This is a genomic window from Arthrobacter sp. 10N418 (genome assembly GCF_056394725.1).
The window spans coordinates 95648-118536 of sequence record NZ_JBFTIK010000010.1; the positions used below are offsets into that span (position 1 = coordinate 95648).

General features: G+C 64.4%; 21 protein-coding genes. 14 read left to right on the forward strand and 7 right to left on the reverse strand.

Annotated elements, in window-relative coordinates; genetic code table 11:
- Positions 1-181 precede the first annotated feature (181 nt).
- The 9 genes from AC1DCZ_RS10175 (at position 182) to nrdF (ending at position 10203) form a co-directional block, all read left to right on the forward strand.
- Positions 182-1612, forward strand: coding sequence for an NAD(P)/FAD-dependent oxidoreductase (locus AC1DCZ_RS10175; protein WP_476974467.1), 1431 nt, complete (start codon positions 182-184; stop codon positions 1610-1612).
- The gene (locus tag AC1DCZ_RS10180) at positions 1609-2340 is read left to right on the forward strand and encodes a DUF1365 domain-containing protein (RefSeq protein ID WP_476974468.1); all 732 of its coding nucleotides are present in this window, start codon (positions 1609-1611) and stop codon (positions 2338-2340) included. Before AC1DCZ_RS10175 ends, AC1DCZ_RS10180 begins: the two co-directional genes overlap by 4 nt.
- Positions 2341-2342: 2 nt before the next feature.
- Positions 2343-3734, forward strand: a complete 1392-nt coding sequence (locus AC1DCZ_RS10185; RefSeq protein WP_476974498.1) for a class I SAM-dependent methyltransferase — start codon at positions 2343-2345, stop codon at positions 3732-3734.
- Positions 3731-4981: a class I SAM-dependent methyltransferase gene (locus tag AC1DCZ_RS10190; RefSeq protein WP_476974469.1), complete on the forward strand. Its 1251-nt coding sequence runs from the start codon at positions 3731-3733 to the stop codon at positions 4979-4981. Before AC1DCZ_RS10185 ends, AC1DCZ_RS10190 begins: the two co-directional genes overlap by 4 nt.
- Before the next feature lie 485 nt (positions 4982-5466).
- Positions 5467-5712, forward strand: a complete 246-nt coding sequence (gene nrdH / locus AC1DCZ_RS10195; protein WP_476974470.1) for a glutaredoxin-like protein NrdH — start codon at positions 5467-5469, stop codon at positions 5710-5712.
- A gap of 27 nt (positions 5713-5739) precedes the next feature.
- Positions 5740-6216, forward strand: a complete 477-nt coding sequence (gene nrdI / locus AC1DCZ_RS10200; RefSeq protein WP_476974471.1) for a class Ib ribonucleoside-diphosphate reductase assembly flavoprotein NrdI — start codon at positions 5740-5742, stop codon at positions 6214-6216.
- Between the two features lie 68 nt (positions 6217-6284).
- Positions 6285-8405, forward strand: a complete 2121-nt coding sequence (nrdE, locus tag AC1DCZ_RS10205) for a class 1b ribonucleoside-diphosphate reductase subunit alpha (protein ID WP_476974499.1) — start codon at positions 6285-6287, stop codon at positions 8403-8405.
- Positions 8406-8437: 32 nt separating this feature from the next.
- A complete protein-coding gene (locus AC1DCZ_RS10210) occupies positions 8438-9232 on the forward strand; it encodes an NUMOD3 domain-containing DNA-binding protein (RefSeq protein WP_476974472.1) in 795 nt (264 codons plus the stop codon).
- The gene (nrdF, locus tag AC1DCZ_RS10215; RefSeq protein ID WP_476974473.1) at positions 9229-10203 is read left to right on the forward strand and encodes a class 1b ribonucleoside-diphosphate reductase subunit beta; all 975 of its coding nucleotides are present in this window, start codon (positions 9229-9231) and stop codon (positions 10201-10203) included. The genes AC1DCZ_RS10210 and nrdF overlap by 4 nt, the downstream gene beginning before the upstream one ends.
- 272 nt (positions 10204-10475) lie before the next feature.
- Here nrdF and AC1DCZ_RS10220 read toward each other — a convergent pair whose 3' ends face one another.
- Genes AC1DCZ_RS10220 through AC1DCZ_RS10230 form a run of 3 tightly spaced genes read right to left on the reverse strand, consistent with a single transcriptional unit; the run spans position 10476 to position 13538 of the window.
- Positions 10476-11708, reverse strand: coding sequence for a metal-dependent hydrolase family protein (locus AC1DCZ_RS10220; RefSeq protein ID WP_476974474.1), 1233 nt, complete (start codon positions 11706-11708; stop codon positions 10476-10478).
- Entirely contained in the window at positions 11705-12160 is a 456-nt protein-coding gene (locus AC1DCZ_RS10225; RefSeq protein WP_476974475.1) for a GAF domain-containing protein, read from the reverse strand. The genes AC1DCZ_RS10220 and AC1DCZ_RS10225 overlap by 4 nt, the downstream gene beginning before the upstream one ends.
- Positions 12153-13538: an MFS transporter gene (locus AC1DCZ_RS10230; RefSeq protein WP_476974476.1), complete on the reverse strand. Its 1386-nt coding sequence runs from the start codon at positions 13536-13538 to the stop codon at positions 12153-12155. The genes AC1DCZ_RS10225 and AC1DCZ_RS10230 overlap by 8 nt, the downstream gene beginning before the upstream one ends.
- Before the next feature lie 129 nt (positions 13539-13667).
- On the opposite strand from AC1DCZ_RS10230, the gene AC1DCZ_RS10235 reads away from it, so the two are divergent.
- Complete coding sequence (locus tag AC1DCZ_RS10235) at positions 13668-14579, forward strand: MurR/RpiR family transcriptional regulator (protein WP_476974477.1); 912 nt, start codon at positions 13668-13670, stop codon at positions 14577-14579.
- Between the two features lie 529 nt (positions 14580-15108).
- A complete protein-coding gene (locus tag AC1DCZ_RS10240) occupies positions 15109-15657 on the forward strand; it encodes a GNAT family N-acetyltransferase (RefSeq protein ID WP_476974478.1) in 549 nt (182 codons plus the stop codon).
- A 157-nt stretch (positions 15658-15814) separates the two neighbouring features.
- Here AC1DCZ_RS10240 and AC1DCZ_RS10245 read toward each other — a convergent pair whose 3' ends face one another.
- Entirely contained in the window at positions 15815-16921 is a 1107-nt protein-coding gene (locus tag AC1DCZ_RS10245; RefSeq protein ID WP_476974479.1) for a hypothetical protein, read from the reverse strand.
- Positions 16922-17275: 354 nt separating this feature from the next.
- Here AC1DCZ_RS10245 and AC1DCZ_RS10250 point away from each other — a divergent pair, with 354 nt between their 5' ends.
- Positions 17276-18682 carry a S1C family serine protease gene (locus tag AC1DCZ_RS10250; RefSeq protein ID WP_476974480.1) on the forward strand — a complete coding sequence of 469 codons (1407 nt, stop codon included), beginning with the start codon at positions 17276-17278 and terminating at the stop codon, positions 18680-18682.
- Between the two features lie 85 nt (positions 18683-18767).
- Entirely contained in the window at positions 18768-19508 is a 741-nt protein-coding gene (locus tag AC1DCZ_RS10255) for a DUF2510 domain-containing protein (RefSeq protein WP_476974481.1), read from the forward strand.
- Positions 19509-19748: 240 nt separating this feature from the next.
- Here AC1DCZ_RS10255 and AC1DCZ_RS10260 read toward each other — a convergent pair whose 3' ends face one another.
- The 3 genes from AC1DCZ_RS10260 to AC1DCZ_RS10270 form a co-directional block, all read right to left on the reverse strand.
- A complete protein-coding gene (locus AC1DCZ_RS10260; RefSeq protein ID WP_476974500.1) occupies positions 19749-19922 on the reverse strand; it encodes a GNAT family N-acetyltransferase in 174 nt (57 codons plus the stop codon).
- Positions 19923-19942: 20 nt separating this feature from the next.
- Entirely contained in the window at positions 19943-20446 is a 504-nt protein-coding gene (locus AC1DCZ_RS10265) for a hypothetical protein (protein ID WP_476974482.1), read from the reverse strand.
- A 286-nt stretch (positions 20447-20732) separates the two neighbouring features.
- Positions 20733-21941 (reverse strand): serine hydrolase domain-containing protein, encoded by a 1209-nt coding sequence (locus AC1DCZ_RS10270; protein ID WP_476974483.1) that lies wholly within the window; start codon positions 21939-21941, stop codon positions 20733-20735.
- Between the two features lie 92 nt (positions 21942-22033).
- Between AC1DCZ_RS10270 and AC1DCZ_RS10275 the strand changes: the two genes are divergently transcribed.
- Positions 22034-22270 carry a YegP family protein gene (locus AC1DCZ_RS10275; RefSeq protein ID WP_476974484.1) on the forward strand — a complete coding sequence of 79 codons (237 nt, stop codon included), beginning with the start codon at positions 22034-22036 and terminating at the stop codon, positions 22268-22270.
- Positions 22271-22889: the final 619 nt, after the last annotated feature.

Genomic DNA, 22889 nt, shown 5'->3' on the forward strand with positions numbered 1-22889 from the left:
GCGGCGCGGTGTGCGCTGCGGCATACCTGCGGAATGTCTCCGGGGCTGGGCGGCAAACATGACGGACAATCCCTGAAGGCGGCCGCTTTGAATTAACACTCATCCGTCCGCCCCTTGGTTTCGAATTGCCCATAAGAGAATTCACCAGGACGAGCCAGGCCAAGCAACAGGAGTAGAAAAAGTGTCGCAAGCAGCAGGGGTTCCGGAGGGCCGGCGGGTAGCCGTCATCGGCAGTGGCGTGGCGGGCCTGACCGCTGCCTACGTGCTCAACGGGCAGGACCGGGTGACGCTCTTCGAGGCCGATTCCCGGCTCGGCGGCCACGCCCACACCCACGACGTGCCGCAGGCGGGCGGCTCCACGCTCGGCGTGGACACCGGCTTCATCGTCCACAACGAGCGCACCTACCCCACGCTGCTCCGGCTCTTCGCGGAGCTGGGGGTCGAAACGCAGGAATCGGAAATGAGCATGTCCGTACGCTGCGACGGCTGCGGCCTCGAATACGCCGGCGCCCGGGCCAAGGGCCGCGGCATCATTCCCCGGCCCTCCACCCTGCTGCGCGGCCGGTACCTGCTGATGCTGCTGGAAGTCACCCGTTTCCACCGCCGGGCCCGAGCCCTCCTCGCCCGCCCAGGTACGCCGTCCCGCCCAGGTACGCCGTCCGGGCCCGGAACACCGTCCCGAACCGGAGAGCCGGAGCTGACGCTGGGCGACTTCCTGGCCAGGGAGAAGTTCAGCGCCTATTTCATCTCGCACTTCATGACGCCGGTGGTGAGCGCGGTGTGGTCCTGCGACCCGACTACCGCCCTGGCCTACCCGGCCCGCTACCTGTTCACGTTCCTGGGCCACCACGGGCTCCTCGGCGTCAGCGGCTCGCCCCAGTGGCGGACCGTCAAGGGCGGCTCACGCAGCTACGTCGACAAGCTGGCCGCCACCCTGCCCGATGTCCGGCTCTCCACCCCCGTCACCGGGGTCCGACGCCATGCTGACGGGGTGGAACTGACCACGCAGCTCGGAACGGGCCGCTTCAGTACGGAGCACTTCGACTCCGTCGTGATCGCCACCCACCCGGAGCAGGCGCTGCGCATGCTTTCGGACGCCTCACCCGCCGAGCGCGAGGCCCTGGCCGGCATGCCCTACTCCGTCAATCACACCGTCTTCCACCGCGACGAGGCCGTGCTGCCGGCCAGTGCCAACGCCAGGGCGTCCTGGAACTACCGGCTCCCGTCCTGCGACGCCCGGCCGGACAAGGTACTGGTCAGCTACGACATGACCCGGCTGCAGCGGCTCGAACCGGCGGACGGCCGGCGCTACATCGTCAGTCTCGGCGAATCCGGGCTCATCGGGGACGGCACCGTCCTGGACCGGATGGTCTACGAGCACCCGCAGTACACCCCGGAGTCGCTGAAGGCCCAGCAGCAGATCCTCGGGCTCGGCGATACCCGCCTGGCCTTTGCCGGGGCCTACCACGGCTGGGGTTTCCACGAGGACGGCGCCCTGTCCGGCGTGAAGGCCGCCGCCCGGCTGGGACGGGACTGGGACCGGGTTCCGGCCACTATTGCTGCCGTCTCGATCGACCCGGACCTGCAAAGCGTCGCTGCGGAGGGCCCATGAGCGCCCCGGCTGCCATCTACCGCACCTCCATAGGGCATGTGCGGCGCACGCCGCTCAGGAACGCCTTTACCTACCGCAGTTACGGCTGGTACGTCGACGTCGACCATCTCCCCAGGCTGCCGCGCCTCCTGAAGCCGCTCGCCGGCTTCCGGGTTGCGGACCATCTGGGCGACCCCGACGGGACCCTCCGCGAAAACGTTGAACGGTTCCTCGCCACGCAGGGGATCGGGCTCGATGGCGGCCGGATCACCATGCTGGCCAGCGCCCGGGTCTTCGGGCACGTGTTCAATCCGCTGACCCTCTTCTGGTGCCACGACAGCGCGGGGCAACTTCGATGCGTGATCGCCGAGGTCCACAACACCTACGGCGAACGGCACTGCTACCTCCTGGAAACCGACGACGCCGGACGGGCCAGCGTCCCGAAGGCGTTCTACGTCTCGCCGTTCAACGACGTCGAGGGCCAGTACCAAATGAAGCTCCCGGAACCCGGCGAACGGCTGGCGGTCTCGATCGTCCTGGAGCGGGAAGGGCACAAGCCCTTCATCGCCACCATGGACGGCGAACGCCGCGAGGCGACCGTCCGGAACATCCTGGCCGCGGCGCTCGCCGTCCCGCTCGCCCCATTGCGGGTCTCCGCGCAGATCCGCTGGCAGGGCATCAGGCTTTGGGCACGCAGGCTGCCCATCTTCAAAAAACCACACCACCCCTCACAGGAGGCAGTTCAGTGACAATGACCGAAGCGACCGGGTCCTCCGCGGGCCGGGCACAGGGCCCGGCCCCCGCCGGCCGGGTCCCCTACACCGTTCCCCAGCCGCCCGTCACCGTTGACGCCGCCATCTGGCCCAGCATCGCCACGGTGCCCTCGAGCCTCAAGGCCCGCGTGGCCGGCCGCGCCGCGGACGCCATCTTCCGGGCTGCCGTCCGCAGCCTGCCGCTGGAAGTCCGCTTCCCCGACGGCACCGTGCTCGGCAAGGCCGCCATCCCGGGCCACGCCTACCCCGTCATGACCATGAACCGGCCGGACGCCTTCGCTGCCCGGCTCGGCGACGGCGGACTGATCGGCCTGGGGGAGTCCTACATGGCCGGGGACTGGGACGCCGATGACCTCACCGCCGTCATGGAAGTCTTTGCTGCCCGCGTCGGCACGCTCGTGCCGGAACCGCTGCAGAAACTGCGCGGCCTGTACCTGCCGCGGCAGCCCCGCAAGGAACGCAACACCGAGCAGAACACCCGCTCCAACATCGCGCGGCACTACGACCTCTCCAACGAGCTCTTTGCGACGTTCCTCGACAGCACCATGACGTACTCCAGCGCCCTCTTCCCGGACAGCGGCGACGCCCTGCGGAACGTGGCCTGGGACGGCCTCGCCGCCGCCCAGCAGGCGAAGATCGACCGTCTCCTGGACAAGGCCGGCGTCAAGGAAGGCACCCGAGTCCTGGAAATCGGCACGGGCTGGGGCGAACTGGCCCTGCGTGCTGCGGCCCGCGGCGCGACCGTCTACTCCGTGACCCTCTCCAGCGAGCAGCAGGAGCTGGCCCGCCAGCGTGTGGCCGAGGCCGGCTACGCCGATGCCGTCACGATCGAGCTGAAGGACTACCGCGCGGTGGAAGGGGAGTACGACGCCGTCGTGTCGGTCGAAATGATCGAGGCCGTCGGTTACGAATACTGGGCCACGTACTTCCAGACGATCGAGCGGGTCCTCGCGCCCGGCGGCAAGGTGGCCATCCAGGCCATCACGATCGCGCACGACCGGCTGATCGCCACCCGCACGAGCTACACGTGGGTGCACAAGTACATCTTCCCGGGCGGCGTCATCCCGTCCGTGCGCGCCATTGAGGACATCACCGAAAAGCAGACCGGACTGCGTGTCCGGGAACGACTCGCCATGGGCGAACACTACGCGCAGACCCTGCGCCTCTGGGAGGAACGTTTCATGGCCCGCGCCGGGGACGTCGGAGCGCTGGGCTTTGACCCCATCTTCCAGCGCATGTGGCTGTTCTACCTGTGCTACTCCCGTGCAGGGTTCGAGACCGGCTACCTCAACGTCCAGCAGATTGTACTCGACCGGGCGTCCTCCGCGGGCCACGCATCCCAGGGAGCATCCCAGGGAACGGCAGTATGACCGCCCCGCTCGCGGACACCGTCGCGGAGGTCCTGCGCCCGGTGGTCGGCGGGGAGCTCCCCGTGCGGCTCGTGGTCTGGGACGGCAGCGAGGCCGGCCCGGCCGGGGCGCCGGTCGTGCGGCTCAAGTCACCGGACGCGATCCGGCGCCTGCTCTGGGCGCCGGGGGAGCTGGGCGCCGCCCAGGCCTACGTCACCGGTGAGCTGGACGTCGACGGTGACCTCAACTCCGCCCTCGTACACCTCTGGAAGGTGGTCCGGGACCGCGGACTCGCCGGCATCCGGCCCACGCCGGCTGTCCTGGCCGGCGTGGGCAGGATCGCACGGGCCGCCGGAGCGCTGGGCGCCCCGCCCCAGCCGCCGGCCAGCCAGGCCCGGGTCAGGGGCCGGCTGCACAGCCTGATCCGGGACCGCGCGGCGATCAGCCACCACTACGATCTCAGCAACGATTTCTACGCCCTGATCCTGGATCCGCAGATGGCGTACTCCAGCGCCTACTGGACCGACTCCTCGCCCGGGTACGGGCTCGAGGACGCCCAGCGGGACAAGCTGGACCTGGTCTGCCGCAAGATCGGACTCAAGCCGGGCATGCGAATGCTCGACGTCGGCTGCGGGTGGGGCTCGCTGAGCCTGCACGCCGCGCAGCACTACGGCGCCGACGTCGTCGGGGTCACCCTGTCCGTCGAGCAGAAATCGTTCATCGATGCCCGCATCACAGAACGCGGCCTCGAGGGGCACGTGGAGATCCGGGTCCAGGACTACCGGGAGATCCCGGACGGGCCGTTCGACGCCGTCGCCTCCCTCGAGATGGGCGAGCACGTCGGCCAGCGGAACTACCCCGTCTATGCCGGGGCACTGTTCAACAACGTCCGGCCCGGCGGCCGGGTCCTGGTCCAGCAGATGTCCCGGCGCGGCAAGCACCCCGGCGGCGGCCCGTTCATCGAGTCCTTCATCGCCCCGGACATGCACATGCGCCCGGTGGGGGAGACCCTGGGCTTCCTCGAGGAGGCAGGCCTCGAGGTCGAGGGGGTCCAGGGCATGCGCCGTGACTACGTGCACACCCTCGAGGCCTGGTACGCGAAGTTCGAGGAAAACTATGACGCCGCAGTAGAGATGATGGGCGAGGAGATCGCCCGCGTGTGGAGGCTCTACCTCGTGGGCGCGCTGCGAAGCTTTGCCGAGCGCCGGATGGGCGTGGAACAGATCCTCTGCAGCCGGCCTGAGACCGGTGCCGGGCCGGTGGCCTGAGGGCCCGGGGATTACCGGGCTAGAAAAATCGCGATCGTTCAAGGCGGGCACCCCAGGTGTCCGCCTTTTCGTGTGCCCGGACACCACATCTGGTGTTTGGCGCCACTGCCACGGCCTGGTGCGACACGCCGTCCACGGACCGACACGCAGGGGAAATAATTGTGCATAGCCACTCCACAGGGTGTGGATTTCGTCCTCGAAAATGGCTGGAATCCGGACATTTTGAGGGCCCTCGCCTGTGGATTAACGGTGCATTAAATGACATACTTGTAATACATCATCTTGGGGTCCACATCCGGCTCTTGCACTACATGTAGTATCGACATACAGTTCCAGCAGAGCGGCAGAGACCGCCAGGCAAGGCCAGTAACGGATAAGGATTCCTGACCCGGATCGGCCACCGACACGGCTGACAACCGACGCTAGACCAACGACGCTGGACAAGAGACTCAGCTCAGAAGATTTCAACAAAGGGGACAGGGACCATGACCGTTACGGTTTACACGAAGCCGGCCTGTGTTCAGTGCAACGCGACCTACCGCGCGCTGGATAAGAAGGGCATCACCTACCAGAGCGTCGACATCTCGCAGGACGGGGATGCCCTCGAACGCCTGAAGGCCCTGGGCTACATGCAGGCCCCGGTCGTCGTCACGGACCAGGACCACTGGTCCGGTTTCCGCCCGGACAAGATCGAAGAACTGGCGCAGGCGTACTCCGTCGCCGTAGCCTGAAACACTGCTCGAAATGAGGTGACTCCCATGGCAGCTGTTGCAACGGCACCCGCCGCCCTCCCGGCGTCGGACGCTGCGCGGACCACCAACAGCCACCTCATCTACTTCTCCTCCACGTCGGAGAACACGGCACGGTTCGTTGCGAAGCTGGGCGTCGACGCCGCCCGGATCCCCCTCCACGCGAGGGATTCCGCGCTGGTGGCGACCGAACCCTACGTGCTGGTGCTTCCCACCTACGGGGGCACCGGGGGAGAGGGATCCGTTCCGAAGCAGGTCATCCGCTTTCTGAACGATCCGAGGAACCGGCAACAGCTCCGTGGAGTGATCGGGGCGGGCAACACGAACTTTGGGGACAACTACTGCATGGCCGGCGACATCATCGCCGCGAAATGCCGGGTCCCGCACCTATATCGTTTCGAACTCATGGGGACGCCGGAAGTCGTCAGCCGAGTACAACAAGGATTGGAAGAATTTTGGACACGACTGTCGCAGGCACAGAAGTAACCCGGAGCGGCGCGCCCGCCGTCGAAAAGCACGTCGAGAAGCACACGGTCCCCGGTGAGAAGCCGGCCATGCCGGCCGCGTACCAGGGCTTGGGCTACCACGAGCTCAACGCCATGCTGAACCTCTACGGTCCGAACGGGGAGATCCAGTTCGAGGCCGACCGCGAGGCCGCGCACCAGTACTTCCTGCAGCACGTGAACAACAACACCGTGTTCTTCCACGACCTCGAGGAAAAGCTCGACTACCTCGTCAAGAACGAGTACTACGAGCGCGAAACCCTCGACCAGTACACGATGAACTTCATCCGCGAGCTCTACAACCGCGCCTACAAGAAGAAGTTCCGCTTCGAGACGTTCCTCGGCGCGTTCAAGTTCTACACCTCCTACACGCTGAAGACCTTTGACGGAAAGCGCTTCCTGGAGCGCTACGAGGACCGCGTCTGCATGGTGGCCCTGCACCTGGCCCGCGGCGACGAGCAGCTCGCCACCCAGATGGTGGACGAGATCATCGAGGGCCGCTTCCAGCCGGCCACCCCGACGTTCCTGAACGCCGGCAAGCGCCAGCGCGGCGAGCTGGTCTCCTGCTTCCTGCTCCGCATCGAAGACAACATGGAGTCGATCGGCCGGTCCATCAACTCCGCGCTGCAGCTGTCCAAGCGCGGCGGCGGCGTGGCGTTCGCGCTGACCAACATCCGCGAGGTCGGCGCACCGATCAAGCAGATCGAGAACCAGTCCTCCGGCGTCATCCCCGTGATGAAGCTCCTCGAGGACAGCTTCTCCTACGCCAACCAGCTCGGTGCCCGCCAGGGTGCCGGCGCCGTGTACCTGCACGCGCACCACCCGGACATCTACCGCTTCCTGGACACCAAGCGCGAGAACGCGGACGAGAAGATCCGCATCAAGACCCTCTCCCTCGGCGTCGTCATCCCGGACATCACCTTCGAGCTGGCCAAGAAGGACGAGGACATGTACCTGTTCTCGCCGTACGACGTCGAAAAGGTCTACGGCATGCCGTTCTCCGACGTCTCGGTCACCGAGAAGTACTACGAGATGGTGGACGATTCCCGGATCAAGAAGACCAAGATCAAGGCCCGCGAGTTCTTCCAGACCCTCGCGGAGATCCAGTTCGAATCCGGCTACCCGTACATCATGTTCGAGGACACCGTGAACCGGGAAAACCCGATCGACGGCAAGATCATTATGTCCAACCTGTGCTCCGAGATCCTCCAGGTCTCCCAGCCCACCACGTACCACGATGACCTGTCCTACGACCAGACCGGCAAGGACATCTCCTGCAACCTGGGCTCGCTGAACATCGCCAAGACCATGGACTCGCCGGACTTCGGCCTGACCATCGAGACGGCCATCCGGTCCCTCTCCGCAGTGTCTGACATGTCCAACATCACCTCGGTGCCCTCGATTGCCCGCGGCAACGACCAGAGCCACGCGATCGGCCTCGGACAGATGAACCTGCACGGCTACCTGGCCCGCGAGCGGGTCCACTACGGTTCCGAAGAGGGCCTGGACTTCACCAACATCTACTTCTACTCGGTCGTGTTCCACGCGGTCCGCGCCTCCAACCGGCTGGCCATCCAGACCGGCCAGACCTTCGGCGGCTTCGAGAAGTCCAAGTACGCGTCCGGCGAGTTCTTCGACAAGTACACGAACCAGGAATGGGTCCCGCAGACCGAGAAGGTCGCGGAGCTGTTCAAGAACATCCACATCCCCACGCAGGATGACTGGCGCGAGCTGAAGGCCTCCGTCATGGAGCACGGCATTTACAACCAGAACCTGCAGGCTGTGCCGCCGACCGGCTCGATCTCCTACATCAACAACTCCACCTCCTCGATCCACCCGGTGGCGTCCAAGATCGAGATCCGCAAGGAAGGCAAGCTGGGCCGCGTGTACTACCCGGCGCCGTACCTGACGAACGACAACCTGGAGTACTACCAGGACGCGTACGAGATCGGCTACGAGAAGGTCATCGACACCTACGCCGCGGCCACGCAGCACGTGGACCAGGGCCTTTCCCTGACGCTGTTCTTCAAAGACACCGCCACCACGCGCGACATCAACAAGGCCCAGATCTACGCCTGGAAGAAGGGCATCAAGACCATCTACTACATCCGTCTCCGCCAGCTCGCGCTGGAAGGGACTGAGGTGGACAACTGTGTTTCATGTATGTTGTAACCGAAATCGGTTGATTCTGGTAATCGGCTGAAATGATGGAAACGACGACGGCGACGGGCGGCTTGGTCTACGGCATCCGGCTTCGGCGGGAGGTCGAGTACCGCTATGTCGGTATCACGACGAAGACGGCCAGTCGTCGTTTCCATCAGCACTTCCGGGTGGCCGTCGAGGGGCGCAAAACGCCGTTCTACGATTGGCTCCGAAAGCAAGACCCGGCGGACGTCATCGCGGACGAGTTGGACTGGATCGAGGGTTTGCCCGAACTGGGACAGGCCGAGATTGAGTGGATCAGCTACCTGCGGCGTGAAGGGGACCGCCTGCTGAACCTTGCGGCTGGCGGCCTGGGGCCGACCGGCGTCGTCTGGACCGAAGAACAGCGTGAAGCCGCCCGGTTGAGGTCAACGGGGCGAAAGGGGCTCAGCCGGCCAGGTTCTGCCAATCCGTTCTACGGCGGTAAGCACAGCACCGAGCAGCGTCTGAAATGGGCAGCGGACCGGAAGGGAACGCATTCGGGCCCGGACAACCCAAACTTCGGCAAGTTCGGCGCTGAGCATCCTGGGTTTGGACACTCGGTCAGTGAAGAAACGCGGGAAGCACTTTCAGAAGCCAAGAAGGGTGCCGGCAACCCGAACTTCGGGAAGAAGGCCAGCCCTGAAACCCGTGCGAAAATGTCAGCAGTACGGAAGGGCCGTCCGATGCCTTCCAGCCAGCGCAGCGCCCACACCAGACATCACACCAATAAAGGCATTGAGAAAGCCGACTGCAACTATTGCGTCGAGGACTCAGCCAAACCCAGTCTCTCTTCAGAAAGCGAGTCGGAGTCATGACAGAAAAAGTAAAGCTTCTCACCCACGTCGAGGCGATCAACTGGAACCGCATCCAGGACGACAAGGACGTGGACGTTTGGAACCGCCTGGTCAACAACTTCTGGCTGCCGGAGAAGATCCCGCTGTCCAACGACGTCCAGTCGTGGGCGACGCTGACCCCGGACGAGCAGCAGCTGACCATGCGCGTCTTCACCGGTTTGACCCTGCTGGACACCATCCAGGGCACTGTCGGCGCCGTCTCGCTGATTCCGGATGCGATCACCCCGCACGAAGAGGCCGTCTACACGAACATCGCGTTCATGGAGTCCGTGCACGCCAAGAGCTACTCCTCCATCTTCTCCACGCTGGCCTCCACGAAGGAGATCGACGAGGCATTCCGCTGGTCCACCGAAAACGTGAACCTGCAGAAGAAGGCCCAGATCGTCATGGATTACTACCAGGGCGACGATCCCCTGAAGCGCAAGGTGGCCTCGACGCTGCTGGAGAGCTTCCTGTTCTACTCGGGCTTCTACCTGCCGATGTACTGGTCCTCCCGGGCCAAGCTGACGAACACGGCCGACCTGATCCGCCTGATCATCCGCGACGAGGCCGTCCACGGCTACTACATCGGCTACAAGTTCCAGAAGGGCCTGGAAGGCCTGTCCGAGGAGCGTAAGCAGGAGATCAAGGACTACACCTTCGAGCTGCTGTTCGAGCTGTACGAAAACGAAGTCCAGTACACGCACGACCTTTACGACTCCGTCGGCCTGGCCGAGGACGTCAAGAAGTTCCTGCACTACAACGCCAACAAGGCCCTGATGAACCTGGGCTACGAGGCCATGTTCCCGGCCTCCGTCACCGACGTGAACCCGGCGATCCTGTCGGCCCTGTCGCCGAACGCTGACGAGAACCACGACTTCTTCTCGGGGTCGGGGTCGAGCTATGTGATTGGCAAGGCTGTTAATACTGAGGATGACGACTGGGACTTTTAGGTCGTCCCTGTCCCCTCCCTCTTTCTCTGTGAGGTCGGAGGCTAGTTGGCGGTTCGCTGGCCTGCCTGTCCGCAGTCAGGAACGCACGGACCCCAGCTATCGCGGAATTGCAGAGTCCAAATGGTCATCCTTCAGACTAGGTAGCCTGTCCATCTGCGCGCCTCGGGCCTCCCCCTCTTGTAGATAGAGGAGCTATTGGCGCTCAAGAAAAGGGAGAGAGCGGCCCAGGGCAGAGGCCCGGGCCGCTCTCTCTGTGGTCATTTGACGTCGAGTCAGTCGTCGGCGCCAGGTGAGCTGACGATCTCCCCTTGCTGGATGACAAAGTCCAGCCGGCTTTCAGCCAGGATGTCCAAGTCCTTCATTGGGTCTTCCTTCGTGATGATGAAGTCACCGGCTGCGCCCGCCGCGATCACGCCAAGGTCACCCTCGCGCTGGAGCAAAGCGGCCGCATTGACAGTCGCACTGCGTATGACGTCTATTGCCGGAATGATCTTGCCCCGGATAGCAAACTCCTTCGCCTGATAGCGGTGCATGCCGCCCAGAAGGTCGGTTCCGTAGGCTAGGTTGACTCCTGCTTGGTGAGCTTTGCCAAGGGCCTCGGAGCCGCCGTCCAGCACGGATGCGACCTTCTCCCAGTTCTCCTGGGACAGCCCGAAATCCCGGCCTTCCCGCTCCAAAGCCCAGTAGGTCACCAAGGTCATCGTCAGGAACGCCTGGTGTTCTTTGAACAATTCCAGGGATTCGTCGTCCAGTAGGTTCCCATGTTCGATTCCCCGCACGCCGGCACGCAAAGCGCGGTTGATGGCACGACCGGTGTAGGCATGGGCCGTAACGTACCGGTTCGCGGCGTCGGCTTCTTCCACAGCCGCTTCGATTTCTGAAATCGAGTACTGGGTGGAATCGATCCGGTCGGTCGGTGAGGCTACGCCGCCGCCAACCATGATCTTGATGTGGTGCGCGCCTTTGCGCAACTCGTCCCTTACGGCAAGACGGACAGCGTCCACGCCGTCGGCGATCCTGCCAATGTGGGGGGCGCAGTAGTGCCCGTCGTGTGCGTGGCGACCGCGCGGACGGGGATCACCGTGGCCGCCGGTCTGAGACAGCGCTTTTCCGCCGAAGAATAGCCTTGGCCCGCGAAGTAGGCCGTCGGCCTGCGCGTCGTGAAGGCCGAAGTCCGCGCCCGCCGCATCCCGTACCGTGGTGAACCCACGGTCCAGCATCGCTCCCATAATCTTGGCAGTGTTGAGAGCGGCATAGTTTGGTGACCACTCCCCGAGCTGGCCAAGATCTGCCGTAGCTGCCGTCACGTGCACGTGGCAGTCGATGAGTCCGGGCAGGACAAACCTCTGATTGGCGTCCAATTCCTGGGCAGCCCCGTCGCTGGTGAGGCTTTCGCCTATTTCGGAGATTACGCCTTCACTTACTCTTAGGTCGCCTTTCCGGTAGACACCTTCAATTACGTCGAGGTAAGTGGCATTTTTGATAAGCAAGTTACGTTCAGTCATTTTTCCTTGATCGCCTCCAGGATCATGTTCTTGCTGCGGCGTGCTATTTCGACGGCGGTAGCGACGTCGTCGTCCGTATAGGTGCCCGTCGCATCGAGTATGTTCAGTGCCGCGACCGTGGTACCCCGGTCGACAATGGGCGCGTTGATGATGGAGCCGCAACCGAGACTGCGAATCAACTCCGAGTCCTTGAAGATCCGGTCCACATCTTCGGGCGTCCGCCCGAAAAACGGCACTTGCTCTGTCAGGCAGGCCGCCAGCCAGTCAGGGGCGACGTCTTGAGCAACGACCTTACGTCCTCCCGGAGGGTATTCAGCCGGATGGGAAGAGAAGATCCGCTCCATCACCGCACCGTCGTCTCTGAACACGAGAACAGTGAACAGCCTTACGCCCAGTTGCTCCTGCACCACTTTATAAAGGGATTCGAGGGAAGCGATTTCATACTCATTCATTGCGGGCTCCCACGGGTTCCATAGCCGTTTCCGTGATTGTGATGTCTTCTAGGGAGCGTCCGGCAGTTCGGACGGCGAACAATAGAGTGCAGACGACGCCGACGGCCAGGACCGCCGTGGTCATGCCGAAGACTCCGGCGAAACCCCATTGGGTGGCGAAGAAGCCGATGATTAAGGGTGCCGTTATCGATCCGATTCGACCGAAGGAGGAGCTGAGTCCGACGCCGGTCGCGCGCAGCCACGTTGGGAAGACTTCCGGCGTGTAGGCGTAGAGACCTGCATAGGTGCCGTTAAGGAAGAAGGACAAGAACATGCCCGACACGGTTATCCAGACCGGGTCCGTCATGGTGCTCAGCCAGTAAGCGCTGATGGCTGAGCCGACGAGGTAAATAGCAATAGTGTTCTTGCGGTCCAACTTCTCGTTCAGCCAGGCGGCACTGAAATATCCGGGAATCTGGGCCAAGTAGATATAGAGCGAGAACGTAAAACTGGTGGTAACGGTCAGACCCTTGCTTACCAGCAGCGTGGGGATCCACGAGAAGAAACCGTAATAAGAGAAGGTGATTACAAACCAAATCAGCCACGTAACCACCGTGATCCGCCACATTCTCGGGCCCCACAGGAACCTAAGAGCCTTGCCCAGGGAAAACTTCACCGGCTCTGGCTCTTCTGCGTGGTCAGGATCGACCGGAGGCAGGTCCGCGCCCGTGGCTCTCTGCACGCGCTTTTCGAAATTCAGTACGACGCGCTCCGCCTCGGCGTCCTTGCCTACGTTAATGAGGAACCGCGGCGACTCCGGTAGCGACCGTCGCCACCACAGAAGTAGCAGGATGGGCAGGAAGGTGATGACCTGGGCCCATCGCCAGCCTTCCGGGAGGGGCACAACTGTCAAGCCGATGAGGGCCGCACTAACGAATCCAAAGGAGAAAAACCCGGCCAAGGCCCCGACGAACCAACCTCGACGGCTGCTGGGGACGAATTCCGAGAGGAACGGTGCAATGATTGCGCTCTCTGCGCCGGCCCCGGCCCCTGCAATAACGCGCGCAATGAGGAAGATTTCGAAGTTCCAGGAAACGGCGGCGACCAACGAGGCGACGGCGTAGACCGCCAACGCCAGCATCATGACCTTTTTTCGTCCTATCCTGTCTCCGAGAACACCGGCAAAGGCGGCTCCAAAGAGGAAACCGAAGGGTGCGGCCGAGGCCACCAGGCCGAGTTGGCTGTTGCTCAAAGCGAAGAAGCCTTTGACCGCCGGCATGAGAAAAGCAACTACTGCGGCGTCCATTCCGTCGAAGGTGTAGCCGAGGCCCCCAATAAGAAGCAATAAGTAATGCGGCTTGCTCAGTGGCAGCCGGTCGAGCCTTGCGGTCAGTGACACTCGGGTCTCCTTCAGAGCTAGTGTGATGATGCAGTGCCTGTGTAGGTGGTGAAGGTCACACTAATGTGCAAAGCTAAGTGCAGGCAATAGTCGATTGCAAGTTTCTTTGCAGAAGGAGGGGCGCGGACATTGACTAGCAATATGTCGCACACGCCGGATGATGAGGATCAGGACTCGGTGGAAGACTGGTTGCGGTCGCTGCTGCCAGCGAAAGGCTTGGGGACCAGCGCCCAGCAACTTTTCAACCTCATCGTCCGGGAGCCGGCCAAAGCCAGCTTCATGCCCGCAGCGGAGTTGGCTAATTTGGCTCAGACGAGCGTGTCTAGCGTGACGCGGGCCGCGCAGCGCTTCGGTTACGGTGGTTGGCCGGATTTTCAACGGGACCTGCGTGCGCGACATATCGCCCACCTGTCGGTGTTGGAGGTGTCCGACGCTCACGTGGTCGGTGGATCTCCCTTTCAGACCTCGCTGCGCCAGGATGCCGACTCTCTGGCCGTGTCCCTAAGGAAGTCAGACGAGGGTCGGATAGTGCGGATCGCTCAACTCATCGCAGAGGCGGAAAGTATTTATGTCACAGCTCAGGGAAGTTTTTCGGCCGTCGGACATGCACTTGTCCACAATATTCAGATCGCGGGCTACCCCGTGCGGGAACTCCTCGATCGACCGGCGTCTGTGGCCAATCACATCTCGCAAATAACGTCGCGGGATGTTCTCATTGTTTGTTCATACTGGCGGCTCTACGATCTCGCCGTAATTGCCGCAGCCCAAGCCCACTCGCGAGGAGCGAAAGTCGTGGTCCTGGCCGACAACATATCGCCTGTGCTCGAACAGTCCGCCGACGAGATAGTCATCACCCCCGCTGAAGGAACTTCCTTTTTCCCGTCCCTGACAGCCGCCATGGCTGTCCAACAGGGCATAGTGGCGACGCTTGCGGCTGTAGACCCCGAGAGGACGAGGCGCAGCCTGATAGCAGTCGAAGAAAACTGGCGCACCTTCAAGCTTCTCCACCGCTCTGTTCCCAGCATCCAACCCCACATCTGATCCTCTTGGAGCCCTTCTTCGGCTCGGTGAAATCCTCAGATAGACGGACGCGTTTGTCCCAAGGCGAGGTTGCGGATACCTTCTCCAACATTGCGAAGTCCGGCCCGATGGTGGCAGCTTATTTCATCTAACGTAGATTCCGCACCCTCACGAAGGGCGGGAGCCAGGTCCTGGAGCTCATGCCCGAATCTTCCGGAGCACCGGCTGAAGTGCATGGGACCATCTGGATTGTCCACGGCCAAGCGCGTCGGCAAGGATGCTGCCGCGGAACTGCAGGAACAGCGATGGCCCGCGGGACCAAGTGGCGTGTCCGTCTACATCCCGAAAGTCACATCCCAGCATCTGTATGGGATTTTTCGCGGCCTGGGAGCGGCTCGAGGGTGTCGCGGTGGGGGGGACCGGCTTACGGGCGCCCTCAATTAGGGAAAGTCGTCCCGAGTTTGATCTGGAAGCTGCGAGCGTTGGACAGACCCGGACTGTGAGTGCGTCGGGAGCGCGGCGGTTGCTCTGCCCGGTTAGCATGAGGCGCATGGCACATCTCGGACCAGTCGCGTGGCCACCACTCCCGATCAAGACCCAGCGCCTCGTGCTCCGGGAGTCCGAGGCCAGTGACCGCGCATGTCTCGTCAAGCTATTCAGTTCCCCGGACGTCGGCACCTACGTGTGCGGCGCTCAGCCACGCGAGGAACTCGAACGCACGGTGCCGGAGACGCCCGGACGACGTGCCGGCTTCTTCGTGGTCGAACTGGACGGAACGATGATCGGCATGGTCACGTTGGACCGGCGCGACTCCGAGCGCCCGGGCCACGTCCGTCGGGAGGCCGGTGAGGCTGAGCTTGGTTACATGTTCCTGCCGTCCGCGTGGGGACGCGGATTTGCCACCGAAGCGTGTGCCGCGGCACTCCGATGGTTCGCCAGCGCGCTCCCGGGCGAACCGGTGGTCCTCTGTTCTCAGACAGCCAACAAACAGTCAAAGCGCGTCGCGGCGAAGCTGGGTTACACCGAGGTGGACCGTTTTGAGGAGTATGGCGCTGAACAGTGGTTTGGCGTGTGGTCGACGACCACTGACACCACATGATCGGCCGCACTCAGCGGAAGTGAGCGAGGACACTTATCGAGGCACTTCACCCACGGCGTCCCCGACGCGGGGTCCGCATTCCGGGCAGACGAAAATGGCCGGACCCGACGGGGGTCCGGCCATTTCGTCTGTGGGTGCTGCTTGCGTAGGTGCGGTGCTACTTGCCGTCCTCGTGGGCGTCGGGCTTTTCTCCGTCAGTGGCGGTGAATGTCAGGCCTTTGGGGTGGATGGCGGCGAGTTCCTTGATCGGGGTGAGGGCGCCGGTGCCCAGATCCAGGGCGGCGAGGGAAGACGGGGCGGCGTCGGGGACCACGGCCGAGACTGCCTCGCCGGCGGTGAACGGGCCCGTAACGGAGTAGACCTTATTGTCTTTCGGGTCCGTGATCAGCAGGGTCTGGCCGGAGCGGGCGGCGAAGACGGTGTCATCCAGGGGTTGGGCTACGGCCAGGGCCTGGAGGCTCTGGTGGGCGGTGCCGGGGTTGGAGGCGAAGATCAGTTGCTGGTCGGCCTGGGCGTCGAGCATGAAGGTGTTCTTGAACCGTGGGGCTGAGGCGGGGACCACGGTGTTGGAGTCCGGCTCGGTCAGGGCCAGGCTGGTCGGCTGTCCGGCGTGGGGGTCGTTGGCGGCGGTCGCGGCGGCGTTGATGCCGAAGATCGGGGTGAGTTTTGCGGTGGTGCCATCGAGGTCTACGGAGTAGGCGGCGGGGCCGGTGGCGCCGGAGGGGGCGGAGGCGCTGACGAGGATGGTGCCGTGGTTGACGGAGACGGCGTCGGTGCCGCCGCCATGGGTCAGGCCGGAGTAGGTGTAGTTGGTCAGCGGCTTCGCCTGGTCAGGGGTGAGGGTGGAGAAGCGGGAGTTGCCGTCTTCGTTGGCGGTCAGGAGGAGACGGTCGTGGGCCGGGTCGGCGGTCAGGCCGTCGACCTTGCCGGTGACCTGCCAGGACTTTCCGGGGGTTCCGGTGAGGCTGTACTGCTGGATGGTGCTGGCGGCCGCACCGGCTGCGGAGGTCTCGCCGAGGGGGCCTACCCCGTTCTGGTAAGAGACGTAGATCGAATCGCCGAGCCGGGTGATGTCATCCGGGGCCGACTCGGTGCCCACGGGGGAGAAGATCTTGACGGTGTAGCCGGCCGGGGCGGCCGGAGCCTCATGGTTATTATCCGTGGCCGAAGCAGGCAGGGCTGCGGAGGCCATGGCTGCGGCGGTGACCGCGGCCCCCATCATCACCAGGGAGGTGCGGGTGAGCTTGTTCGGTGTGACTGACACGGAATCGTCCTTCGGTCGGGAGAATGGGCAGGTCCCGGCCAACGTAGGGCAGCGGGCTGGGCGGCCAGCCATGGCAAGGCAAACAGCCGGCGACGCGGGAATGAACAACCAACTCAGGGGGTAGTTCTGCCATCGACTGCCCAGAACTGGCTGCCGGCGCGCACCAGGGGCCGATGCCCGCCACTGGGTTCCCTGAACCCAGGATGGCGGGACCCTGTCCGGAGGCCGGATCATTTCCGCTGCGGGGAGCCCTGTTCCGGTTCGGGCACCCGCACAGTCGACGCACAGGAACCGTCCATGTAATTCACAACCGGTGATCCGAGAATGAGGGCAACAACGATGAAGGGACATCCCATGTTTGAAAGCGACGGCGATGCGGGCGCCTCGGGCCCCGTGACGCAGCGGCCAGGGACATCGTCCCCGTCTGCCGCCCCGTTCGGGCCGGAAGCCCCCGCTCCGCCGCCCGGGACCGGGTACCCGGCGTGGGCGAAAGGCGCAGGTCCGGGAGGGTCCTTTGATGCCGGGCGCGGCCCGGCCCAGGGTCCGGGCAGGAAGACCTTTGGCGTACCGGCCCTCGTCGGTGCCGTGCTGACCGCCGGGCTCCTCGGCGGTGCCGCGGCGGCCGGTACGGGCGCGCTGCTGGAGTCACCTGCGGTAGCGCCTGCCGTGTCCGGCGCGTCGGTTCCGGCTCAGGTCGCTGTGAACAGTACTGAGAGCGCAGCGGCCGTCGCTGACGCGGCGAAGAAAGCCTCTGCCAGTGTGGTGACGATTTCGGCCGCTGCCGGCAGCACCGGGGGGACCGGGTCCGGGATCATCCTGGACGGGCAGGGCCACATCCTGACTAACACCCACGTCGTGACCCTGGACGGGCAGTCCGCCACCGCGACGATCGAGGTGCGCACGAACGACGGGAAGGTCTATCAGGGCACGGTCGTGGGAACTGACCCCCTGTCGGACCTGGCCGTGATCAAGATCGACGCACCGGGCCTGGTGCCCGCGGCCCTGGGGGACTCTTCGAAGGTCAACGTCGGTGCCACGGCCATCGCCATCGGCGCGCCGCTGGGGCTGCAGGGTACCGTCACGGACGGGATCGTGTCCGCATTGAGCCGGACCATCAGCATCGCCTCCTCCGCCGTGCCTGACCCGAGCGGCCAGTCCGGGAGTAACGGTAGCGGGAGCAATGGGCGCCGGTTCCGCTATGCCCCGCCGAACGGCTCGCAGAGCAACACTGCGGCGGGCCCGTCGGACATCAGCATTGATGTTCTGCAGACGGACGCGCCGATTAATCCGGGGAACTCCGGTGGGCCGCTGCTTAACGCCGCCGGGGAGGTCATCGGCATCAACGTCGCCATCGCCTCGGCCGGGGCCACGGCGGCCGGTGCTCAGTCCGGGAGCATCGGCGTCGGGTTCTCGATCCCGGTCAATGATGTTAAACGCGTTTCCCAGGAAATTATCGCCGGCGGGTCCGCGACCCACGGCCAGCTGGGCGTGAGCGTGGCGCCCAAGCCGGCCGGGATCGGGTCGCAGTTCACTGTCGGTGCCGAGGTAACCGGTGTCACCGCCGGATCGGCTGCCGAGAAAGCCGGCATCCGCACCGGTGATGTCATCAGCGCCATCGATGGCCGCGCCGTCCAGGACGACCAAGAACTGACCGCCGCCGTGCGGGAACACCCTGCAGGGGCCGACGTGAAGATCACCCTGCTCCGCGGCGGCAAGGAACAGCAACTCGACGTCACCCTCGGAACGGCACCCAAGGCCTGACCACCTGCCCCAGCAGCGAGGCTCCCAAGCGCCCGGCCGGTAGCCGCCACCCCCGAACTGAACCCGACTTTCAGAAAGAAAAACCATGACTGCTCCGCTTGGCAACCACGCACCCGGAAATCAAGCCCCCCGCACTGATGTGCCCGGCCACCAAGAGCACCCCAACCAAGCGCCCGGCACTTATGTGCCCGGCTACCAGGCGCCGGGCCATCAGGTGCAGGACCATGACGGGTCCGGCCACCTGCCTGCACCGGGCTGGTATCCGGATGCTGCCGGTTCCGGCAGGCTCCGGTGGTGGGACGGCGCCGCCTGGACCGGGCACCTGAACGCGCCGGCAGAACCTGTCCGGTCTGGACGGCCGGAAATCAGCGCGAACACCCCCGTCTACAACCTTTTCATCTGGATGATCGTGGCACTGCCGATCATTCCGCTAATCATCCTGATGTTCTGGAACCCCGTCCTCCGGCTCCGGACGACAGGTCTCCGGCGCGTGCAAGCGGCGGACCCGGCTGCGATCTTCACCCTGCCGTACTTCCTGATGCTTGGCAGTGGTTTCCTCATCTACGCCGTCTCGGCCCTGATGGCGTACCTGGACTGGCAAAAACTGCGCCGGGACGGTGTTGTCCGCCCGTTCCACTGGGCCTGGGTCATCCTCAGCCGGGAACTTTACGTCATCGGCCGCTCCGTGATCGTCCACGAAACCGCGCCCCGGCGCGGGCTTGCGCCTGTGTGGGCCACAATCGGCATGGTCCTGCTCGCGGTGGTCCTGGTCAGCATCAAAGCCTCCGCCCTGATAAGCGTCATGTCAGGCCAGCCCACCATGTGACCGCCTCGCCCGGCGACAGCCGGCCTGGTCAACGTCAGAATCCTCGGGTTGGGAGGCTGCACGGCCGGGGCCCCAAAGTCTGCTCAGATCAGGGGAATGTGCTCTAAGGGCCCGGGCCGTGGGGGTGTCCGTTTGTCAGTTTGTAGTGCCGCGTCCGTACCGGGCGGGTTTTCAGTCGTAGTCGGTGTCACCGGCGGCGACGCGACGGAATGCCCTGGAGACATACAGGGCCAGCGCCGCTCAATTGCTCTCCTCAACCGTGACGGTTACCGTGGTGCGGCCCGGGGTGTGCAGGACGTTCATGCAGTGTGGGAGAAGTTCTTCGGGCAGGCCTTGGCGGCGGTAATCCGGGTGGGTGAGAAGTTCATCGATGACCGCTACGCCGTCACGTTCGGTGATGATGGCGGCCGTGATCTGACCGTCGGGTCCGGATGCTACGAGGGACGCTGTCTCGGCGGTCCGTGTGCGGCGTCGGGGTCAAACGAAGCGAAGGACAGCTCGTCGATGACCTGTTCGTAGGCGTCGTGGATCCTGTCGTCATCCCCGTCGAGCCGAGCTCGTCGGCCAGAGCCTGGATCAGACCTCACGGGTGCGGCGGATGATTTCGTCGGGTAGCTGAGGCATCCCTGAACCTCCGGTCGGGCGTGGCCCAGGGTCGTGTGGGCCTTGGTCACCGGACGGCGGGTCGGGATGATGGACCTCCAGGAGCTCGGCTTCAACGGCGCAGGCGCGGCCGCGGCGGAGTCCGACAACACCCGTACGTCGCTGCGGCCTTCGTTGGGCACAACCCCGGCCCAGGCCTTGCGCAGCGCAGAGCAGGGGATGCGCGGTGGGCAGATGATCGAGTCGATACGCAGTGCGGCGAGCTCTTCGGAGGTCGTGATGGTGCGGAGAGGTTCCATGCACCCCATGTGTGCGTACAGGGCGAGTTCGCTCACCGTCGGCACCCTGCGACGTGGCTGTCTGCCGCCCAGTCGCGGCGGCTCGACCTTAATTCGAGCATGTCGCTCATTACGGGGCGCTCCTCCCGAGCAAGGTGTCCTGCGTTGTGAAGGCCGGCGGCGGGTCGGCACTTTTTACGGGGTGCGGTGCTATTGGGAGTTTTGCTGGAGACGACAAGGGACAGGACTTAAAATGACGTTGGCTGGGTAGGGTGCGCGGTTTGCGTGGATCGCGCCTCAGATGGGACAGCACCACCCTCCACCCCCCGGCTCTGCAATAAGTTCAGTGGCAGAGGCGGTCGAGGGCTTCCTGGGCAGCCTGTTCCATCTGCGTGCCGAGCAGGTCGATGCGGCGTGCGGTTGCAGGGTCCTGCCAAGGCAGCGGCGGAACTGCCATGGCCATCGTGACCTGGCTGCCGCCGTCGGCGCTCGTAATGGAGATACTAATGTTGCCAAAGCCGCCCCCTGGATGACCGTAGCGGAGGCCGCCGGAACATGCGTCAGGAAACCGCATTAGACCGAGCCCGTATTCCGCGAAGCCGGTCTTCTTTTTCATTTCCGCCAGCATCGCGGGGGAAAGCAGCTCGCCGCGGAGGAGGGTCCGGTAGAAGGTGTTTATGTCCTGCGTGGTGGAGGTGACGCCGCCTGCGGGGGAGCCGACCCAGAACTCGGGCTGGGTGACATCGACCCGTTCGCTGCCATCAAGGATGTAGGCGTGGATGCTGTCCGGAGCCCCGCGGTCCGGTTCGGCCAGCGACGTGTGCTGAAGTCCCAGAGGTGCAAAGATGTCCTGATTAAGCACGTCGGCGACGGGCCGTCCGCGCAGCTTTTCGATCAGCTGGCCAAGGGCCAGGTAATTGGAGCTCGAATACGCAAAGCGGTCCACATTCTTGGACTCCCAGGGGAGCGTGGCGGCCAGTTCGAGTCCTCGCTGCAGGCTGAGCCGTGTGTTCGCAACCTGGTGCAGTGGTCCCGCTGCGTATTCGGAATCCACGTAATCGGGCATGCCTGAGTTGTGGTTCAGCAGCTGGCGGACGGTGATCGGTCCGGGCGGACGCAGCGTGGTTCGGAAACTCTCCAGGACGCCGTTGACGGGGTCATCGAGCCCAATGAGCTCCTGGTCGACGAGTTTCAAGACGGAGACGGCGATCATCGACTTCGTGATGCTGGCTACCGATACCCGGTCCTGGGGCCGGGCAGGGTCCTTGGTGTCCAGGTTTCGCACGCCGTAGGCCTTGGACCATTCCCCGCCAGGCCATCGCAGCTGCACAACAAAGGCCGTCGCCCCGCCGTCCATGAAGTGCTGGACCCTGCGTTCCAGAGAATCCGTGGCTGCCTGCGTCGCGGCGGCGCTCGGCGGAGCCGGCCCGGAAGGGGCCGCCCCGGGAGAGTCCTCCACGCAACCGCTCACTGCGATAACCAAAGCCGCGGAGAATGCCGCGGCGCCGATCAGACGAAAACGCGTCCGCCACCAAGCAGCCAGGGCACCCATGAACATCTTTTTACGCCCAAATGTGTCCACTGGATAGGCCGGGCTCGCGAAGTCCCTCCGCAGACCGCGACGGGTAATTGGTTCCAGCAGCGTTGGGGGTCTACAAGGACAAGTTAGGCGGCTTCCGATTCCGGCTCAAAGCCGGCAACGGCGAGACGATCGCGTCTTCGGAGAGCTACAAGACGAAGGCCAGCGCGCTGCACGGCATTGAGTCCGTGAAGAAGAATGCGGGGCCGACGTCGTGGACCTCACCGAGGAGTCCTGACCGGAACTGGTGTGACATGAGGAAGACCGGCCGCCCAGTGCAGGACGGCCGGTCTCCCATCTGACTTGGAGAGGCCTTTCCGGGACACGACCCGTGCGAGCACGGCGCGGACCGGGCGGACGCACCAGACCAGGGCCGCCGCCAGGAGCGCCCCGCCGATAATGAAGATCAGCGGGGCCGCGTTGAACGCCTCGGTACTGGAAGCTTGCTCCGTGGACACTGCAACCGGCGATGACGACGTCGGGGCGCTCGGCGTTGCTGACGGACTCTGTGTCACCGATGCCGTGGGCCTGGCTACCGCTGCAGCAATCGCTTCGTGGACGCTTCAGGTGTTGCAACTACCGGGGGAGCTTCAGCCCGTGTTTCCTGCCCGGGAGTTCTCGTCGGCGAGGACGTGCACCGTCGTGCTTTCCCCTGACCCGGTTCGCAGGCACATGCCTCCGCGCGATCCCGGCGATTCCTTTTTGGAAGTTCTTCCAAATTGACCTACATTTCACAGTCGGTCGTCCTGGCGGCCGGTGCCGTCGCAGCGGCCAGAAGGAATGACCTCCGCCGGTCCGGGGTCCTCCATGCCACAGTAAACGTTCCGATCCTTTCAAGGGCGGGCCGCGGGAGCGAGCCGCCGCATCATTCTGGCCAGCCGCTGGCCCGCGACGGCCATCCGGGATCAGGAACGGTCCCGC

What these genes read in the sequence shown, in the direction of transcription:
- AC1DCZ_RS10180 (WP_476974468.1), top strand. Translation starts at nt 1,609, where the DNA reads ATGAGCGCCCCGGCTGCCATCTACCGCACCTCCATAGGGCATGTGCGG.
- AC1DCZ_RS10185 (WP_476974498.1), top strand. Translation starts at nt 2,343, where the DNA reads ATGACCGAAGCGACCGGGTCCTCCGCGGGCCGGGCACAGGGCCCGGCC.
- AC1DCZ_RS10190 (WP_476974469.1), top strand. Translation starts at nt 3,731, where the DNA reads ATGACCGCCCCGCTCGCGGACACCGTCGCGGAGGTCCTGCGCCCGGTG.
- nrdH (WP_476974470.1), top strand. Translation starts at nt 5,467, where the DNA reads ATGACCGTTACGGTTTACACGAAGCCGGCCTGTGTTCAGTGCAACGCG.
- nrdI (WP_476974471.1), top strand. Translation starts at nt 5,740, where the DNA reads ATGGCAGCTGTTGCAACGGCACCCGCCGCCCTCCCGGCGTCGGACGCT.
- nrdE (WP_476974499.1), top strand. Translation starts at nt 6,285, where the DNA reads ATGCCGGCCGCGTACCAGGGCTTGGGCTACCACGAGCTCAACGCCATG.
- AC1DCZ_RS10210 (WP_476974472.1), top strand. Translation starts at nt 8,438, where the DNA reads ATGATGGAAACGACGACGGCGACGGGCGGCTTGGTCTACGGCATCCGG.
- nrdF (WP_476974473.1), top strand. Translation starts at nt 9,229, where the DNA reads ATGACAGAAAAAGTAAAGCTTCTCACCCACGTCGAGGCGATCAACTGG.
- AC1DCZ_RS10220 (WP_476974474.1), bottom strand. Translation starts at nt 11,708, where the DNA reads ATGACTGAACGTAACTTGCTTATCAAAAATGCCACTTACCTCGACGTA.
- AC1DCZ_RS10225 (WP_476974475.1), bottom strand. Translation starts at nt 12,160, where the DNA reads ATGAATGAGTATGAAATCGCTTCCCTCGAATCCCTTTATAAAGTGGTG.
- AC1DCZ_RS10240 (WP_476974478.1), top strand. Translation starts at nt 15,109, where the DNA reads ATGGCACATCTCGGACCAGTCGCGTGGCCACCACTCCCGATCAAGACC.
- AC1DCZ_RS10250 (WP_476974480.1), top strand. Translation starts at nt 17,276, where the DNA reads ATGTTTGAAAGCGACGGCGATGCGGGCGCCTCGGGCCCCGTGACGCAG.
- AC1DCZ_RS10255 (WP_476974481.1), top strand. Translation starts at nt 18,768, where the DNA reads ATGACTGCTCCGCTTGGCAACCACGCACCCGGAAATCAAGCCCCCCGC.
- AC1DCZ_RS10270 (WP_476974483.1), bottom strand. Translation starts at nt 21,941, where the DNA reads ATGGGTGCCCTGGCTGCTTGGTGGCGGACGCGTTTTCGTCTGATCGGC.